Origin of the sequence: Streptomyces tsukubensis, from assembly GCF_003932715.1 — a bacterium.
Classification (GTDB): Bacteria; Actinomycetota; Actinomycetes; order Streptomycetales; family Streptomycetaceae; genus Streptomyces; species Streptomyces tsukubensis.
Map to the genome: position 1 here is coordinate 2194031 of NZ_CP020700.1, position 16809 is coordinate 2210839.

Here is a 16809-nt window from a genome sequence, read left to right on the forward strand (position 1 = left end):
CGGGCGGGGACACCGGCGGGGCGGAAACGTTCCGGCGACCACGGCTGCGACCGCTGTGGAAGCGGCGGGCGGCGGTACGGCGGCGCACCCGGAAGAAGCGCGGGTACGGGCGGGGCGGGTCACCGGGCGGCCGTCCGGGCTCCCCGGCGCGAGCGCGCGGCCCGCTCCACGGCCTCCCGGTACAGCTCCGCCGTGCCCTCCGCGGCACGGGCCCAGGTGAATCGTTCCAGCACCCGGGCGCGCCCGGCCGCGCCCAGCCGCGCCCGCAGCTCCGCGTCCCCGAGCAGCCGGCCCAGGGCCGCCGCCAGGGCGCCCGCGTCGCCGGGCGGTACCGCGAGGCAGGTCTCGCCGTCGGGGCCGGCGACCTCCGGGATCGCACCGCCGGTGGTGGCGGTGAGCGGAGTGCCGGTGGCCATCGCCTCCGCGGCGGGCAGGGAGAAACCCTCGTACAGGGACGGTACGCAGGCGATCTGCGAGCCGCGCACCAGATCGACCAGCTCCGGGTCGGAGACGCCCTTGACGAACTCGACCGCGCCGCCGAGCCCGTACCGTTCGATGGCCCGGGCGACCGGCCCGTCCTCGGCCCGCTTGCCGACCACGACGAGATGCGCGCCGGGGTGTTCGGTACGGACCTTGGCCAGCGCCTCCACCAGATGCACCAGGCCCTTGAGCGGCACATCGGCGCTGGAGGTGGTGATGATCCGGCCGGGGATCTCGGCGACGGCCGGATCGGGCGAGAACAGGCCGGTGTCGGCGCCGATGTGGACCACGCGGATGCGGTCGGGGCGGACGCCGAGGTGCTCTTCGATCTCGCGCCGGGAGGTGTCGGAGACCGTGAGCACGGACGGCAGCCGCCGGGCCACGCGCTTCTGCATCCGGGTGAAGGCGTACCAGCGGCGCAGCGAGGCCCGGCGCTGCCAGCCGGCGGCGGCGTCGAGTTCGAGCTGCCGGTCGACGGTGATCGGGTGGTGGACGGTGGTGACCAGAGGGGCGCCGAGGTCGCCGAGGAGTCCGTAGCCGAGGGTCTGGTTGTCGTGGACGACGTCGAACCGGCCGCGGTGGGCGCGCAGATGGCGGCGGGCCCGCAGGGAGAACGTCAGCGGCTCGGGAAAGCCGCCGGTCCACATGGTGCCGACCTCCAGGGCGTCGACCCAGTCGCGGTACTCGTCCCGGGCGGGCGTACGGAAGGGGTCCGGGCTGCGGTAGAGGTCGAGGCTGGGGAGTTCGGTGAGCCGGACGCCCTCTTCCGGGTCGAGCACGGGATAGGGCTGGGCACCGATCACCTCGACGTCGTGGCCGAGGCGGGCGAGTTCGCGGGAGAGATGGCGGACGTAGACGCCCTGGCCGCCGCAGAAAGGATTGCCCTTGTACGTGAGGAGGGCGATGCGCAGGGGGCGTTCACCGCGGCCGGGGGCGCCGCCGCGGGGGGCGTCGGCGGGGGCTCCGGGAGTGTCGCGGCCGCCGCTTCCGGGGGGCTGGGGGGAGTCGTCTCCGGAGGGCAGGAGGGAGCCGTTTCCGGGGGGCTGGGGAGTGTCGTTTCCGGGGGTTCGGACGGGATCGCGCGGCGCGCCGTCCTCCGGGTCACGGGGACCGGCTTCGATGGCCTCAGCGGTCACTCACGGCCCCCTGTCTCCCCTACGTTTCGGCGGAGCGTAACCGCTCGCGCTAATCTAGAACAAGTTTCAGACTTGCCCGCTCAAGGAGCATTGAATCTACCCGCAGGTAGCTCCGTCATGACGGCCGGATCAGGTGATTCACGCCACGACGGGCCGGGTACGGCGGGCTCGGCAACGGGCGCAACGGGGAACGGGGTACGCGGACGATGACAGCCGAAGCCCAGCAGGCACGACGGGGACCCGGACGGGCTTCCGGGCCGGTTCCCCGCGGCGCGAACGGCACGGAACCTGCTCCGGCCGCCGGACCCGCACCGGACCCCGCACCCGACCCCGCGGCGGGGCCGGGCCCCCGGCCCCGTACCGCCGCCCCGTACTCCGCGGCCGCAGCCGCACCCGCAGGGGCGCGGTCCGCGGCCGGGTCCGCGGGGGCGCGGTCCGCGGCCGGGTCCGCGGCCCGGCCGGGGGCGGGCGCCGGGCGGGGCCCCGTACCGCAGCCGGGGACGGTGCCCGGCTCGCCGCCCCTGACGGAGCGCCAGGAGGCCAGACGCCGCCGGATCCTGCACGCCAGCGCCCAGCTCGCGGGCCGGGGCGGCTTCGAAGCCGTCCAGATGCGGGAGGTGGCCGAGGCCGCGGGCGTCGCCCTCGGCACCCTCTACCGCTACTTCCCCTCCAAGATCCACCTGCTGGTCGCCACCATGCAGGACCAGCTCCAGCATCTCCACACCACCCTCCGCAAACGGCCCCCGGGCGGGGCGACCGCAGCCGAGCGGGTGGCGGAGACCCTGATGCGGGCCTTCCGGGCGCTCCAGCGCGAACCGCAGCTCGCGGACGCGATGGTGCGCGCCCTGACCTTCGCCGACCGCAGTGTCAGCCCCGAGGTGGACACGGTCTCGCGGCAGACGACGGCGATCATCCTGGACGCGACGGGCCTCGACGATCCGACGCCCGAGCAGCTCTCGGCGGTCCGGGTGATCGAACACACCTGGCACTCGGCGCTGATCACCTGGCTGTCGGGGCGGGCGTCGATCGCCCAGGTGAAGATCGACATCGAGACCGTGTGCCGGCTGATCGACCTGACGGCGCCGGACCCGGAGGCGGACGGCCGGCGGGGCCGCCGGGGCTGAGGCCCGTTGGGCGCCGGGCCGGGGCGGGCCCGGCCCGGTTCCCGGCTCACTCCTCCGGCGGAAAGACCGGTTCACCGCTGTCCAGCAGGGTGATCACGATCGCCTCCACCGGACAGTTCTCCGCCGCTGCGAGCACGGTCTCGTTCGCGTCCGTCGCCGCCTCCTTGGGGCGGGCCTGCCGCGCCGAGTCCAGGGCGAAGCCCTCCGGGGCCGTACCCACGCACATCCCGGAGCCGATGCAGACCCCTCGGTCGACCTCCACGTGCCAGCGGTCGCCCATCACACGCCTCCGTCCGTCGAGTTCGAGTTGTGCCGTGCCGTGGTCGCGGTCCGCTTCCGGCGGCTCAGGAGCCGTATCCGGCGGGCAGATGGATCGTCTTGTGCTCCAGATACGCGGCGTACCCCTCGGTTCCGAACTCCCGCCCGAGCCCGGAGTTCTTGTAGCCGCCGAAGGGGCCCAGCATGTCGAGGCTGAAGGTGTTGACGTTGTACGTCCCGGTCCGGATCCTGCGGGCGAAGGCGATACCGCGCTCCGGGTCGGCGGTCCACACGCTGCCGCTGAGCCCGTAGTCGGAGTCGTTCGCGATCCGTACCGCCTCCTCCTCGTCCCCGTACGGCAGCAGACAGACGACCGGTCCGAAGATCTCCTCCCGTGCCACGCGCATCCCGTTGTCGACGTCGCCCAGGAGGGTCGGTTCGACGTACCAGCCCCGCTCCAGCCCCTTCGGGCGGCCGCCGCCGGTGAGGATCCGGGCGCCTTCGCTCCGCCCGGCCCCGATGTAGTCGAGGGAGCGGCGGCGCTGGCGCTCCGCGACCAGCGGGCCGAGCCCGGTGGCGGGGTCCAGCGGATCACCGACGGTCAGCGCCTCCGCCGCGGCGGTCAGCGCTTCGGCTGTCTCCGCGTAGCGTGCGCGCGGTGCCAGGATCCGGGTCTGGGCCACGCACGCCTGACCGTTGTTCATCCAGGCCGCGGGGGCGATCCCGGCGACCGCTTCGGAGATATCGGCGTCCGGCAGGATCACCGCGGCCGACTTTCCGCCCAGTTCGAGGGTGACCCGGGTCAGATTGCGGGCGGCCACCTCCATGACGCGCCGGCCCGCGGCTACCGAGCCGGTGAAGGACACCTTGTCGACGCCCGGATGCCCCACCAGATACTCGCCGGTCCCGCGCCCCGCGGGCAGGATGGACAGCACGCCTTCGGGCAGTCCGGCCTCGCGGACGATCTCGGCGAGGAGATAGGAGTCGAGAGGGGTCTCCGGGGAGGGTTTCAGCACCGCCGTACAGCCCGCGAGCAGGGCGGGGGCGAGTTTGGCCGCCGCGGTGAACTGCGGGACGTTCCACGGCACGATCGCCGCGACGACGCCGACGGGTTCGCGCCGCACCAGGATCGGGCCGAGCACCCCCGCGCGCGGCTCCTCCTCCGCGACCGCGCGGGCCACGGTGATCGCGGAATCCCACACCATCATCGCGCCGAGCGCCTGGGCGAGGACGCTCCACGCGTACGGGGAGCCGTTCTGGGCGCTGATCACCCGGGCGAACTCCTCGTGACGTACGGCGATCGCGTCCTTGATCCGGCCGATGACCGCGATCCGCTCCTCCAGGGCCATCCGGGGCCAGGGCCCCTCGTCGAAGGCCCGGCGGGCGGCGGCGACGGCCCGGTCCGCGTCCGCCGGGGACGCGTGCGGGACCCGGCCGATGACCTGTTCGGTATGGGGCGAGACGACGTCGATGGTGTCGGTGCCGAGGGGGTCGGTCCAGGCTCCGCCGATGAAGAGCTGTTCGTGTGCGGTGAACTCCGTGGGTTCCGTGGGTTCCGTCATGGCCGCCGCCTCTCCCGCGCCGGGGCTTCTTCCACCAGATGTCCGACGAGATGTCCGACGAGATTTCTGAACGAGATCTCTGAACGAGATTTCTGACGCTGCGTCAGAACTGATATCAGCTCCGGGAGGAGTAATCCAGACCCGGGAGCCGGGCGGGGCGGACCGCGGGGGCCGGGGGCCGGGGCGCGGCGCCCCGGCCGGATCCCGGAGGCGGTGCGTACGGTGGGTGCATGAGCGGCACTCCCCCGCGTCCGGTACGCCCGGATCCGCGCCCACCGGCGGCCGGTGCGCGGCCCGAGCGGGTCTGGTACGCCTCGTACGGCTCCAACACCGACCCGGTACGGCTGCGCGCCTATCTCCTCGGCGGGCGGCCGGCGGGGGCGGCGCGGCCCACTCCGGGCTGCCGGGATCCACGGCCCCCCGAGCGGTCCATCCCGCTCGAACTCCCGGGCAGGCTGCACTTCGCGACCCGGTCGCCGGTCTGGTCGGGCGGACGGGCGTTCTGGGACCCGGACGCCGGGGGCACGACCTGGGCGCGGGCGTATCTGATCACGCTCGGCCAGTTCTCCGACATCGCGGCGCAGGAGATGTACCGCACCCCCGGCCCCGGTACGGATCTCGACCCGGCCGGGGCGCTGGCCGACGGGCGCGCGGCGCTCGGGCCGGGCCGGTACGAGACGCTGGTCTGCCCCGGGTTCGTCGGCGGGCTGCCGGTGCTGACCTTCACCGCGCCGTGGCGGTGCGGCGAGGTCCCCGGGGTGTGCCCGTCCGCCGCTTACCTGCGGCATCTGGCGGCCGGGCTGCTGGACGCCGGGGCGTGGGAGGCGTCCACGGTCGCGCGCTATCTGGCGGCGGCGCCGGGCGCGGAGGGGTGGACGCCGGAGCGGGTGGCGGAGCTGATGCCCGGCGCCGCGAAGCCGGCACCCGGTACCGCATAGCCGATGCCCGCTACCGCGAGAAAGCCCCGACGGCAGAGTTCCTGACACTGCATCAGATTCCGTTATGATGCAGTTGCCCACGTCAACGAGTAGCGGGGGTACGTGCCCCGGGGGCCACCGGCAGCGGGGCCCGCGGACCACCGCGAGCAGCACGAACAGCGCGAACAGGGGCACAGCCGGAGAACGAACCCCGCCGGGCACGGCGCCCACCCGCAGCCGCAGTCCCGCACGGGCCCACGGCGGCACCGATCGCCGCACCGTCCCGGAGAGCAGCCGAGGAGCGTGCATGCCACAGGTGATCGACCACGGCGGAGGCGTCTGGTCCGTCCAGGTCCCCATCCCCGACAACCCCCTCGGCCACACCCTGGTCCATGTCCTCGACACCGGCCGCGGCCCGGTCCTCGTCGACACCGGCTGGGACGACCCTGCCTCCTGGGACGCGCTCACCGAGGGTCTTGCCGCCGTCGGTACCGCGGTCCGCGAACTGCACGGGGTCGTGATCACCCACCACCATCCGGACCACCACGGGCTCTCCGGCCGGGTCCGGGAGGAGTCCGGGGCGTGGCTCGCGATGCACCCGGCGGACACCGCGATCGTCCGGCGCACCCGCGGCTCCCACCCCTCCCTCTGGTTCGACTATCTGACCGACAGGCTCGTCCGCGCCGGGGCGCCCGACGCGCATCTCGCGCCGCTGCAGGCGGCCCGCGCCGCGGGCCGGACCGGCGGCCTGCCCGGACTCGGCGCCGCCCTGCCCGACCGGGAGATCGTCCCCGGCGAGCTGCTGCCGCTGGCGGGCCGGAAACTGCGCGCGATATGGACGCCGGGGCATACCCCCGGGCATGTCTGCCTCCATCTGGAGGAGGCCCACCCGGCCGGGCTGCCCGGCGCCGGGAGGCTCTTCTCCGGAGACCATCTGCTGCCCGGGATCAGCCCTCACATCGGGCTGTACGAGGATCCCGAAAGCACTGTCGGAGCCGACGACGGCGACACCGATCCGCTGGGCGACTACTCGGCCTCCCTGGAGCGCATCGCCCGGCTCGCCCCGGCCGAGGTCCTCCCCGCCCACCAGCACGCCTTCACCGGCGCCGAGGCCCGGGTCCGGGAGCTGCTCGCCCACCACGAGGACCGCCTCCGGGGCCTCCTCGCGCTCCTCTCCGTACCCCTCACCCCCTGGCAGGCGGCCGAACGCATGGCATGGAACCGCCCCTGGTCCGCGATCCCGCACGCCTCCCGCACGATCGCCGTCTCGGAGGCCGAAGCCCATCTGCGCCGTCTGGTGAAACTGGGCCGCGCGGAGGTCCTGCCGGGGATACCGACGCGGTACGCGGCGGTCTGAGCCGATGCCGGGAAGCCTGCCCCGGTCCCGTACCGCCCGGAAATCCACCGCCGCGGGCGGCACCGCCCGCGACCGTCGGTAAAGTGGACTGGTCGTATCACGCCCTTACAGGGGGAAGCCGGTGCGAATCCGGCACTGACCCGCAGCCGTGAGCCGTCGGCGCGCGCCGTGTCCGTGACCCCGCAGGTCACCTCCGTACGCGCCGGGCAGAGTCGGAATGCCCTGTACGCGGACGTGACCGGCTTGCGCCACCGGCAGCCGCCGGTGGCCGGCACCGTCGAGGAATACGGGGCCGGAGCCCTGGTGCGTCCCGGACGCGCCCGTGCCCGGATCCCGGCAGCGTCCCGCAGAGGGCGCGGGAAGAGGCACCACCCGTCATGACCAACGCCACCACCGCACGCCGCGCGGCCGTCGCGCTCGCCGTCTCCGCCGTACTCGGCACGGCCCTCGCCCCCGCCGCGACCGCCGCCACCACCCCGCCCCCGGCCGCCCCGCTCCCCTCCGGCCTGTACGGCACCACCGACCCGGCGTACGACGGCGTGTGGCGGCAGTCGCTGGCGCTGCTCGCCCAGGACACCGTCGGGGTGAAGCCCGCGGGCAAGGCCGTCGACTGGCTGACCGGGCAGCAGTGCGCGGACGGCGCCTTCTCCGCGTACCGCGCCGACGCCTCGGCCGCCTGTGACGCCAAGCTGCCGCGCGATACCAACGCCACGGCCGCCGCGGTCCAGGCACTGACCGCGACCGGCGGCGCCGAGAAGACCGTCGGCAAGGCCGTCACCTGGCTGAAGTCGGTCCAGAACGCGGACGGCGGCTGGAGCTACAACCCGGGCGGCGCGAGCGACGCCAACTCCACCGCTGTGGTGATCGGCGCGCTGGCCGCCGCGGGTGAGAAGCCCGCGGCCGTGGCCTCCGCGAAGGGCGGGAAGTCGCCGTACGACGCGCTGCTGACCTTCGCCCGGCCGTGCACGGGAGCGGACGCGGGCGCCTTCGTCTACCAGCCGCAGATGCCGGGCGCCGTCGGTGACTCCACCGCCGCGGCGGTCGTCGCCGCGCAGGGTGCGGGCCTGGCCCCGAAGGCCGGAGCCGCCGGTTCCGTGGCCGGGGGCACGGTCTGCGACAAGGCCGCGAAGGACCTCAAGGGTGCGGCTCTCAACGGCGGCGCCTATCTGGCGGGCGCGCTCGCGAAGACCGGTCATCTGCTGACCCCGCCGATGCCGGGCGCCGAGGACTCGGCGCCCAAGCCCGACTTCGGGAACACTGCGGACGCGGTCGTCGCGCTGGCCGCGCAGGGCCGCACCGAGGCGGTGAAGAAGCCGCTGGAGTGGCTGAAGGCGAACGGTGCCGGATGGGCGAAGGAGTCGGGCCCGGCGGCGTACGCCCAGCTGGTCTTCGCGGCGAACGCCACCGGTACGGACCCCGCGGACTTCGGCGGTACGGACCTGGTGGCGGCCCTGAACGCGACGGGTCCGGCGCCGGAGTCGGCGTCGCCGTCCGCCGGTACCGAGAAGAAGAACGAGAACGACAAGAACGACAAGAAGGACGACGGGGGCCCGAACCTCTGGTGGATCGTGGGCGCGTTCTTCGCGGCGAGCGCGGGCGCGGGCTTCCTCCTCAGCGGCCGCCGCAAGCCCCGCGCATGACGACCTCCTCCGACCGCACCCCGGCCGGGGCCGCCGGGTCGGCCGGGCGCCCCGGCGCCGGAGCGGCAGCCGGTGCCCCGACGAGGCACCTCGCCGCGCCGACGGCCGGGCCGCCCGAGGCGGCCCCGGCCGGGCGCCGCGCCGCGTCCGTGGCCGGGACGCTCAGGAAGCCCCCGACCGAGCGCCCCCGCGCCGTACCGGAAGCACCGCACCGCACGACGACCGGCGGCTTGACCAGGCACCACACCGCGACCGCCGGGCCGCGGGCGTCCTCCGGGACACCCGGGTCCGCCGCAGGCGGGCGCCCCCGCGCCGTACCGCAAGCACCGCACCGCACGACGACCGAAGCCCCGACCTCGGCGGCCAGGGCGGACCGGCCCCGGCCGGCCGGGCGTCGGCGGTCCGTTGCCGCCGCGCGCGTCGGGGCCTTCGTGCTCGTTCTCGTCGCGGGGGCCGTCGGTGTGCTCGGTGCCGCCGCGCCCGCGCAGGCGGCCGGATACCGCTACTGGTCGTACTGGCAGGCGTCCGGCACCACCTGGACGTACGCCACCGAGGGCCCGGCGATCGCCCGGCCGTCGGACGGCGCCGTCCACGGCTTCCGCTTCGCCGTGAGCGCGGACTCCTCCGACGCCTCGAAGCCCCGCACCGCACCCGACTTCGCCGCGGTCTGCGGCACCACGCCCGCCGAGCCGGGCACCAAGCGCATCGCCCTCGTCATCGACCCCGGCACCGCCGCCGACGCACCCTCGGGCGAACGGCCGCCCGCGCCGCGTACCGCCTGCGCCCGTGTCCACCCCGGCGCGACCGCGGCGGAGGCGCTGGCCCGGGTCGCCAAACCGCTGCGCTACGACGGGAACGCGCTGCTCTGCGCGATCTCCGGCTATCCGGCGACCGGCTGCGGCGAACAGATCGCGAGCGGAGCGCGGAACGGCGACGACGCCACGCAGGACCCTGCCAAGGCATCCGGCAACAGCGACAGCGACGGCGGTCCGTCCCTCGGTCTCGTGGCCGGTCTCGGCGCCCTCGCCGTCCTCGGCGCGGCAGCGTACTGGCAGTCCCGCCGCCGGTCCCGATGACCCGCCCCACCGCACCGGCCGCGCCCGGCCGCCCCCGCCCCGCCACCGTGTCCGCCGTGTCCGCCGTGTCGCGCTGGCGCGCGCCCGTCGCGGACCGGGCCAATGCCGTCCATCCGGGCGCCTGGTGGCTCTGGGCGATCGGGCTCGCCGCCGCCGCGTCGCGGACCACGAACCCGCTGCTCCTGGGGCTGATCGTGGGCGTCGCCGGATATGTGGTGGCCGCCCGGCGCACCGACGCGCCGTGGGCCCGGGCGTACATCGCGTTCGTGAAGCTCGGGCTGTTCGTCCTCGCGATCCGGGTGCTGTTCTCCGTCCTCCTCGGTGCCCCGATCCCGGGGACGCATCTGCTGTTCACCCTCCCCGAGGTGCCGCTGCCCGACTGGGCGCAGGGCATCCGGATCGGCGGCCGGGTCCATGCCGAACAGGTCGTCTTCGCCGTCTACCAGGGCGCCAAGCTGGCGGCCCTGCTGATCTGCGTGGGCGCGGCGAACGCGCTCGCGAACCCGGCCAGGCTGCTGAAGTCGCTGCCGGGCGCCCTGTACGAGGCGGGGGTGGCCGTCGTCGTGGCGATGACCTTCGCGCCGAATCTGGTCGCGGACGTGGCCCGGCTGCGCACGGCCCGCAGGCTGCGCGGCCGTTCCACGGGCGGGCTGCGGGCGATGGCACAGATCGGGCTGCCGGTGCTGGAGGGCGCTCTGGAGCGTTCGGTCGCGGTCGCGGCGTCGATGGACGCCCGCGGCTACGGCCGGACGGCGAGCGTGCCGCCCGCGGTCCGGCACACCACGACCGCGCTGACGCTCGGCGGGCTGCTGGGCGTCTGCGCCGGTACGTACGGGCTGCTGGCTGCCGAAGGCGCGGCGTACGGGCTCCCGCTGCTGGTGGGCGGGCTGGCCGCGGCCGTCGCCGGGCTGCGGCTCGGCGGCCGCCGGACGGTCCGGACCCGCTACCGGCCCGACCGGTTCGGCGCCCGCTCGTGGCTGGTCGCCGGTTCGGGCGCGGCGGTCGCCGCGCTGATGGTGTGGGCGGTGTCGTACGCCCCGGGCGCGCTGGAGCCCGGAGTCGTACCGCTGACCGCGCCGACCCTGCCGCTCTGGCCCGCGGCCGGTGTGCTGCTCGGTCTGCTGCCCGCCTTCGTCGCCCCCGTCCCAGCCCCCGCCGCTGCCCCCGCCCCCGCCCCCGCTCCCGAGGAGTCGCCGTGATCCGGTTCGAGAACGTGTCGGTGACGTACGACGGCGCGGCCGCCCCCACGGTCGCCGGGGTCGATCTGACCGTCCCGGAAGGCGAACTCGTCCTTCTGGTGGGTCCGTCCGGTGTCGGCAAATCGACCCTGCTGGGCACGGTCTCCGGTCTCGTACCGCATTTCACCGGCGGTACGCTGCGCGGCCGGGTCACGGTCGACGGCCGGGACACCCGCACCCATCCGCCGCGACAACTGGCCGACGTCGTGGGAACGGTGGGCCAGGACCCGTCGGCGCACTTCGTCACGGACACCGTCGAGGACGAGCTGGCGTACGGCATGGAGTCCCTGGGCACGCCCCCGGACGTGATGCGGCGCCGGGTGGAGGAGACCCTCGACCTGCTGGGCCTCGCCGGGCTGCGGGAGCGGCCGATCGCGACGCTGTCGGGCGGGCAGCGGCAGCGGGTGGCGATCGGTTCGGTGCTGGCCGCGCACCCCAAGGTGCTGGTCCTCGACGAGCCGACGTCGGCGCTGGACCCGGCCGCCGCGGAGGAGGTGCTGGCGGTGCTCCAGCGGCTGGTGCACGACCTGGGGACGACGGTGCTGCTGGCGGAGCACCGGCTGGAGCGGGTGGTGCAGTACGCGGACCGGGTCGTCCTCCTCGCCGGGCCGGGCGCCGCGCCGGTGACCGGGACACCCGAGAAGATCATGGCGGTCTCCCCCGTACACCCTCCCGTGGTGGCGCTGGGGAAGCTGGCGGGCTGGGATCCGCTGCCGCTGTCGGTACGGGACGCCCGGCGCCGGGCCGTGGACCTGCGGGACCGCCTCGGTGACCCGGCGCCCGTCCCCGCGCCCCGTTCCGGCGAGACCGTGGCCGGGCTCTCCGGCGTCGGTGTCCGGCACGGCCGGGTGACGGCCCTGCGCGGTATCGACCTGACGTTCACGGGCGGCGAGACCGTCGCCCTGATGGGGCGGAACGGGGCCGGGAAGTCGACCCTGCTGTCGTCCCTGGTGGGGCTGGTCGAGCCGGTGTCGGGCACGGTGTCCGTCGGCGGGCTCGCACCGCACCGGACGCGGCCGCGGGATCTGATCAGGCGGGTCGGTCTGGTGCCGCAGGAGCCGCGGGACCTGCTGTACGCGGACTCGGTCGCCGCCGAGTGCGCGGCGGCCGACACGGACGCGGGCGCCGAGCCGGGCAGCTGCCGCGCGCTGGTGACGCGGCTGCTGCCGGGGGTGGCGGACGCCACGCATCCCCGTGATCTGTCGGAGGGGCAGCGGCTCGCGCTGGCCCTCGCGGTGGTGCTGACGTCCCGGCCGCCGCTGCTGCTCCTCGACGAGCCGACCCGGGGCCTGGACTATGCGGCGAAGGCGCGGCTGGTGACGGTGCTGAAGGAGCTGGCGGCCGAGGGGCATGCCATCGTGCTGGCCACGCACGATGTGGAGCTGGCGGCCGAGCTGGCGCAGCGGGTGGTGGTGCTGGCGGACGGCGAGATCGTCGCGGACGGCCCGACGGCGGAGGTCGTGGTGGGCTCTCCGGCGTTCGCCCCGCAGGTGGCGAAGGTGCTGGCGCCGCGGCGCTGGCTGACGGTGGCCCAGGTGGAGGCCTCACTGTGAGCCCGGTGTCCTCCCCCCGGCCCGTCCGTCTCGGCCCCCGTTCCGTCGCCGCCCTGGCGCTGATCAGCGCCATCGGTGTGGCGTTCTTCGGCTGGCCGCTGCTCGCGGACGAGCGGTCCGGGGTGGTCGCGCACGCGGAGGACGCGCCGTGGCTGTTCGCGCTGCTGCTGCCGCTGCTGGTCGCGGTGGTGGTGGCGACGATCGCAGATACCGGGATGGGTGCGAAGGCGGTCGCCATGCTGGGGGTGCTGGCGGCGGTGGGCGCGGCGATGCGTCCGCTGGGTGCCGGGACGGCCGGCCTGGAGCCGATGTTCTTCCTGATGGTGCTGGCGGGCCGGGTGCTGGGGCCCGGCTTCGGCTTCGTCCTGGGCTCGGTGACGATGTTCGCCTCCGCGCTGCTGACGGGCGGCGTCGGGCCGTGGCTGCCGTTCCAGATGCTGGCGATGGGCTGGTTCACGATGGGCGCGGGGCTGCTGCCGGGCGCGGAGCGGCTGCGGGGGCGGGCGGAGACGCTGATGCTGGCCGGGTACGGGGCGCTGGCGGCGTTCGCGTACGGCACGGTGATGAACCTCCAGGGCTGGACGATCGTCCCCGGCATGGCGACGGGGATCTCCTTCCAGCCGGGTGAGCCGCTCCAGGACAATCTGGTGCGCTTCTTCGCCTATGTCGCGGCCACCTCCCTGGGCTGGGACCTGGGGCGGGCGGTCCTCACGGTCGTCCTCACACTCACCGTGGGCCCGGCGGTGCTCGCGCTGCTGAGGCGGGCGACGCGGCGGGCCGCGTTCGAGGCGCAGGTCACATTCGAGGGCGGGGACGGGGGTGCGGCGGGTGAGCCGCCCCACAGGGCCCCGAGGGCGTACGAGGAGTCTTCGTAGCCGTACGGGCCGGGGGCAGGGCCGCCGACCGGCCCGGGTCACGGGGTGTGGCGGCCCGGGATGCGAGGCCGCTTAGTAAGAGGGCTCGTTGCGACGGGGTCGGGCGGCGGCTAGAACTGATCCGTCGCCGGGCGGCGGGCGTTTCGCCCCGTCTCCGCGGCATCCCCCGTCCCCGACGTCAGGATCCCCCTGTGCTCCGCTCCGCCACCGCTGTGCTCCGCCGCCCGTCCCGCCACGCCTTCGTGGGCGCCGCGCTCGTCGCGACGTCCGCCGCGATGGTCGTGGGCCTGAACCCGGCTTCCGCCGCCGCTGCCCCCGCGGCCGCCCCGGCCTCGGTTCCGGCCGCCGTGGAGGCGGCGTCCGCGAAGGCGGTCGCGCAGAAGATGATCGGCAACGACGCGCAGTTCCAGTGCTTCAGCCAGATCGTGGCCAAGGAGAGCAACTGGGACGTCCAGGCGTCGAACCCGTCGAGCGGTGCGTACGGCCTGGTGCAGGCGCTTCCGGCGAACAAGATGGCCACGGCCGGATCCGACTGGAAGACCAACCCGGAGACCCAGATCGAATGGGGTCTGAACTATATGCAGGAGCGCTACGGCAGCCCGTGCGCGGCCTGGGCGAAGTGGCAGACCCAGGGCTGGTACTGATCCGGGTCCTTCCGGCCGGCTGAGACATGACAGGGGGCCCCGTACGGCGAACGTGCCGTACGGGGCCCTCTGTCATGTCTCGTCGCGTGGCCCTTCTCAGCCCGCGGCCGCCCTCATCAGCAGATGCCCCCGGCGGTACCGCTCCCCTTCGCGCGGTTCGCGCAGCATCCGCCCGACCTCGGTGAACCCGGCACCGGCGGCCAGCCGCGCCAGCTCGTCCACCGGCCAGCGCCAGGCCTCCGTCACCCGGTGGTCGAAGACCGTGACCGGCTCGCCCTCCGATTCGAAGAAGGCGAGCAGCAGCAGCCCGCCGGGGGCGAGCACCCGGCGGAATTCGTCGAAGTACGGGGGCAGCTCCCGCGGTGGCACATGGATCACCGAGTACCAGGACACGATGCCCGCCGCCTCGCCGTCCGCCAGCTCCAGGGCGTCCATGGAACCGATCTCGAACCGCAGGTCTGGGTAGGCCTCCCGGGCCAGGCCGATCATCACGGGCGACAGGTCGATCCCGAAGGCGTCCAGGCCGAGGCCGTGGAGGTGCGCGGTCACCGGCCCCGGTCCGCAGCCCAGTTCGGCGACGGGCCCGCCTCCCGCGGCCCGTACCTGGTCGGCGAAGGCCTGGAGGAACGTACGGTCGAGGGAGGGGGCTTCGAGGTCGTCGCGGGCGAGGGCCGCATAGGGCAGGGCGAGGGCGTCATAGGCGTCGGCGGTCCGGCGCAGATACGAGGTGGGCTCGGTCATGCGCAGGGACGCTACCTGCACGCCGGCGGCCCGGAGTCGGCCGGGAACGTCATCGGCTCGGCGGCCGGGCCGCGATCCTCGGGCGCGGTCACCCGGCGACGGCGACGGATGCCCCTGCCCTGAACGTCATGGCGACCTGCTTCCGCCGGGGCCGTCGGGTGAGCGCGGACGGGCTCGGCTTTCGCGGATCGCGGCCGCCTACCCCGCTCGGGCGCATGCCTCCGCCTCTGCCAGGTAACGCGCCACCGGGCCCAGGGTCAGCATGCCGCTCGCGGCGCCGGCGTGTTCTGCACGGGCATGACGCAAGGCAGCTCCAGCGTGTGCTGCGATTCCGCGCTCGTCGAGGCGTACGGCGGCACGGGCGGTCAGGCACCACATGGCCTCCTGCATATGGTCACGCGGCGATTCGGGCACCGCAGCGAGGGCGGCACGGGCCTGCTCGCCCCGGCCCTGGGCGAGCAGCACAAGGGGTTCCGTCCAGGGCCGGTAGGGGCCCCAGTCGAGGTGCGGTTCGGTGGGCGCGGGCCGGTCGTGCAGCAGGCGCAGTCCCAGGAGGGCGAGCGGGAACAGGCCACGGTGCAGCCCCGGCATTCCGGCCGCCCGGAGGGCGCCCTCGGCGGCGCGGTAGTGAGCTGCGGCCGTGGCGGCGGTCGGCCCGCCGGGTTCGGTACTGCGGGCGGCCGTGGCCCGGGCCCTGAACCAGCAGGTGAGGACGGAGACGAGCGGTGCCTCGGTGGCGGCGGAGAGCTGTTCGGCTGCCTCGGCGTGGGTGGCCGCGGCGTCGAGGTCGCCGAGGGCCGAGGCGGATTGCAGGCGGACGAGTCGGCCGAGTACGGCGAAGTTCGGCAGCTCGTGCCGGGTGGCCAGGTCGAGGATCTCGGCGCCGGTCCGGTCCCGTTCCTCCGCGAGGCCGGGACGGGTGAAGGACTGGAGGAAAACCCCGTTGAGGGCGAAGGCCAGCAGGGCCGGATCAGCCAGGTCCCGCGCCAGCTCCTCAGCCTGACACGCGGCCTGCTGCGCGCGCTTCAGCTCGGTGGCGGACAGATCCGCACTGCGGCTCTCGACGGCGACCGTGGCCAGGAGGCGGGCGCGCAGGTCGTCGGGGCCGTCGGGGCCGAGCCCGGTGAGCGTGCGCTCGGCAGCCGCGACGACGGCGCGGGACTGCTCGGGGTCGTCGGCCCGGCTCCAGACGGCGGGCACGTCATAGGCTGCGATGATCCGGGCGGTCAGAGCGAGGTCCCCGGTGCGTTCCGCCGCCCGGACGGCGGCGAGGCGGTCGCGCCGCGACCGGACGAGGGCATCGCCACCCGCCAGGGCGAGAGTGCGGGCCAGGTCCACGGTGGTGCGCGGGCCGAGCCGGACACCGGGGCCGGTCCACACGGTCCGTGCGTCTTCGGGAGGCCCGGCGCCGTTGAGGATGTCCTTCTCCAGGCGTTGGAGGTCGGGACCGGGGTCGAGCCCGAGTTGATCGACAAGCATCGTGCGGGCGCGGCGGAGAGTGGCCAGCGCGTCGGCTCGGCGGCCCGCGCGGTGCAGTGCGCGGGCGAGCAGTTCCCAGGCCGGCTCGCGCCACGGATGTTCGGCGACATGGGCACCCAGCCCGGCGACGAGCTCGGCCCCTTCCCCGGAGTCGAGGAGGATGCGGGCGCGCAGTTCCGTCCCCTCCAGCCTCAGCTCCTCCAGGCGGGTCCGCTCGCGCTGCGCCCATGGGGAGCCGGTCACATCGGCGTAGGCGGGTCCTCGCCAGTCCGCGAGTACCGTGCCGAGGTCGCCCGCCGCGTCGGGGTTGCGGCGGGCTCGGGCCAGGGTGTCCTGGAACCGGTGGACGTCCACGTCCTCGCGTGGCAGGCGCAGCGCGTAGCCGGGTCCTTCGGTGACGATGATGCGCGGCGGATCGCGGGGCGGCCGGTCGGGTTCGAGGGCGCGTCGCAGCGCGGCGACGAAGGTACGCAGAGCGCCCACGGCGCGGGCAGGCGGATCGGCCCACAGGTCATCGACGAGGGTGTCGGTGGTGACCATCCGTCCCTCGGCGGCGACGAGCCTGGCGAGTACCTCGCGATGGCGGGGTCCGCCCAGATCAACCGGGCTGCCGTCGTCGCGGAGGGCCCGCACGGCACCGAGCACGTCGATTCGCATGACCCCATCCTCCGTGCCGGGGGCCGGCTGCGCCCCACCGTACTGATCGGATGCTGATCGCCGTCGCCCAAG

At 74.9% G+C, this 16809-nt stretch carries 14 protein-coding genes and 1 riboswitch; of the genes, 9 read left to right on the top strand and 5 right to left on the bottom strand.

Features of this window, described 5'->3' with window-relative positions:
* Positions 1-119 precede the first annotated feature (119 nt).
* The gene (locus B7R87_RS08145; protein WP_233169033.1) at positions 120-1391 is read right to left on the bottom strand and encodes a glycosyltransferase family 4 protein; all 1272 of its coding nucleotides are present in this window, start codon (positions 1389-1391) and stop codon (positions 120-122) included.
* Positions 1392-2119: 728 nt separating this feature from the next.
* Between B7R87_RS08145 and B7R87_RS08150 the strand changes: the two genes are divergently transcribed.
* Positions 2120-2740: a TetR family transcriptional regulator gene (locus tag B7R87_RS08150; protein WP_006349531.1), complete on the top strand. Its 621-nt coding sequence runs from the start codon at positions 2120-2122 to the stop codon at positions 2738-2740.
* A 46-nt stretch (positions 2741-2786) separates the two neighbouring features.
* Here B7R87_RS08150 and B7R87_RS08155 read toward each other — a convergent pair whose 3' ends face one another.
* Together B7R87_RS08155 and B7R87_RS08160 are read right to left on the bottom strand one after the other, a co-directional pair.
* Complete coding sequence (locus B7R87_RS08155) at positions 2787-3020, bottom strand: ferredoxin (protein WP_006349530.1); 234 nt, start codon at positions 3018-3020, stop codon at positions 2787-2789.
* 64 nt (positions 3021-3084) lie between these two features.
* Entirely contained in the window at positions 3085-4560 is a 1476-nt protein-coding gene (locus tag B7R87_RS08160; protein ID WP_006349529.1) for an aldehyde dehydrogenase, read from the bottom strand.
* 230 nt (positions 4561-4790) lie between these two features.
* Between B7R87_RS08160 and B7R87_RS08165 the strand changes: the two genes are divergently transcribed.
* The 8 genes from B7R87_RS08165 (at position 4791) to B7R87_RS08200 (ending at position 13860) form a co-directional block, all read left to right on the top strand.
* Complete coding sequence (locus tag B7R87_RS08165) at positions 4791-5498, top strand: hypothetical protein (protein WP_006349528.1); 708 nt, start codon at positions 4791-4793, stop codon at positions 5496-5498.
* A 286-nt stretch (positions 5499-5784) separates the two neighbouring features.
* Positions 5785-6834, top strand: a complete 1050-nt coding sequence (locus B7R87_RS08170; RefSeq protein WP_130584585.1) for an MBL fold metallo-hydrolase — start codon at positions 5785-5787, stop codon at positions 6832-6834.
* A 74-nt stretch (positions 6835-6908) separates the two neighbouring features.
* A riboswitch (cobalamin riboswitch) is annotated at positions 6909-7072 on the top strand.
* Between the two features lie 139 nt (positions 7073-7211).
* Entirely contained in the window at positions 7212-8474 is a 1263-nt protein-coding gene (locus B7R87_RS08175; RefSeq protein WP_006349525.1) for a prenyltransferase/squalene oxidase repeat-containing protein, read from the top strand.
* Positions 8475-8905: 431 nt separating this feature from the next.
* Positions 8906-9550 carry an SCO2322 family protein gene (locus tag B7R87_RS08180; protein WP_130584662.1) on the top strand — a complete coding sequence of 215 codons (645 nt, stop codon included), beginning with the start codon at positions 8906-8908 and terminating at the stop codon, positions 9548-9550.
* A complete protein-coding gene (locus B7R87_RS08185) occupies positions 9547-10749 on the top strand; it encodes an energy-coupling factor transporter transmembrane component T (protein WP_130584586.1) in 1203 nt (400 codons plus the stop codon). The genes B7R87_RS08180 and B7R87_RS08185 overlap by 4 nt, the downstream gene beginning before the upstream one ends.
* A complete protein-coding gene (locus B7R87_RS08190; protein ID WP_006349523.1) occupies positions 10746-12341 on the top strand; it encodes an ABC transporter ATP-binding protein in 1596 nt (531 codons plus the stop codon). Before B7R87_RS08185 ends, B7R87_RS08190 begins: the two co-directional genes overlap by 4 nt.
* A complete protein-coding gene (locus B7R87_RS08195) occupies positions 12338-13216 on the top strand; it encodes an ECF transporter S component (RefSeq protein ID WP_006349522.1) in 879 nt (292 codons plus the stop codon). The genes B7R87_RS08190 and B7R87_RS08195 overlap by 4 nt, the downstream gene beginning before the upstream one ends.
* A gap of 191 nt (positions 13217-13407) precedes the next feature.
* Positions 13408-13860: an aggregation-promoting factor C-terminal-like domain-containing protein gene (locus B7R87_RS08200; RefSeq protein ID WP_006349521.1), complete on the top strand. Its 453-nt coding sequence runs from the start codon at positions 13408-13410 to the stop codon at positions 13858-13860.
* A 96-nt stretch (positions 13861-13956) separates the two neighbouring features.
* Here B7R87_RS08200 and B7R87_RS08205 read toward each other — a convergent pair whose 3' ends face one another.
* Together B7R87_RS08205 and B7R87_RS08210 are read right to left on the bottom strand one after the other, a co-directional pair.
* Positions 13957-14601 (bottom strand): class I SAM-dependent methyltransferase, encoded by a 645-nt coding sequence (locus tag B7R87_RS08205; protein WP_006349520.1) that lies wholly within the window; start codon positions 14599-14601, stop codon positions 13957-13959.
* Between the two features lie 198 nt (positions 14602-14799).
* Positions 14800-16737, bottom strand: coding sequence for an AfsR/SARP family transcriptional regulator (locus tag B7R87_RS08210; protein ID WP_006349519.1), 1938 nt, complete (start codon positions 16735-16737; stop codon positions 14800-14802).
* Between the last annotated feature and the right edge of the window lie 72 nt (positions 16738-16809).

Bases quoted from the DNA above. Each gene is read 5' to 3' on its own strand.
- B7R87_RS08155 (WP_006349530.1), bottom strand. From the start codon at position 3,020: ATGGGCGACCGCTGGCACGTGGAGGTCGACCGAGGGGTCTGCATCGGC.
- B7R87_RS08160 (WP_006349529.1), bottom strand. From the start codon at position 4,560: ATGACGGAACCCACGGAACCCACGGAGTTCACCGCACACGAACAGCTC.
- B7R87_RS08165 (WP_006349528.1), top strand. From the start codon at position 4,791: ATGAGCGGCACTCCCCCGCGTCCGGTACGCCCGGATCCGCGCCCACCG.
- B7R87_RS08170 (WP_130584585.1), top strand. From the start codon at position 5,785: ATGCCACAGGTGATCGACCACGGCGGAGGCGTCTGGTCCGTCCAGGTC.
- B7R87_RS08175 (WP_006349525.1), top strand. From the start codon at position 7,212: ATGACCAACGCCACCACCGCACGCCGCGCGGCCGTCGCGCTCGCCGTC.
- B7R87_RS08185 (WP_130584586.1), top strand. From the start codon at position 9,547: ATGACCCGCCCCACCGCACCGGCCGCGCCCGGCCGCCCCCGCCCCGCC.
- B7R87_RS08205 (WP_006349520.1), bottom strand. From the start codon at position 14,601: ATGACCGAGCCCACCTCGTATCTGCGCCGGACCGCCGACGCCTATGAC.
- B7R87_RS08210 (WP_006349519.1), bottom strand. From the start codon at position 16,737: ATGCGAATCGACGTGCTCGGTGCCGTGCGGGCCCTCCGCGACGACGGC.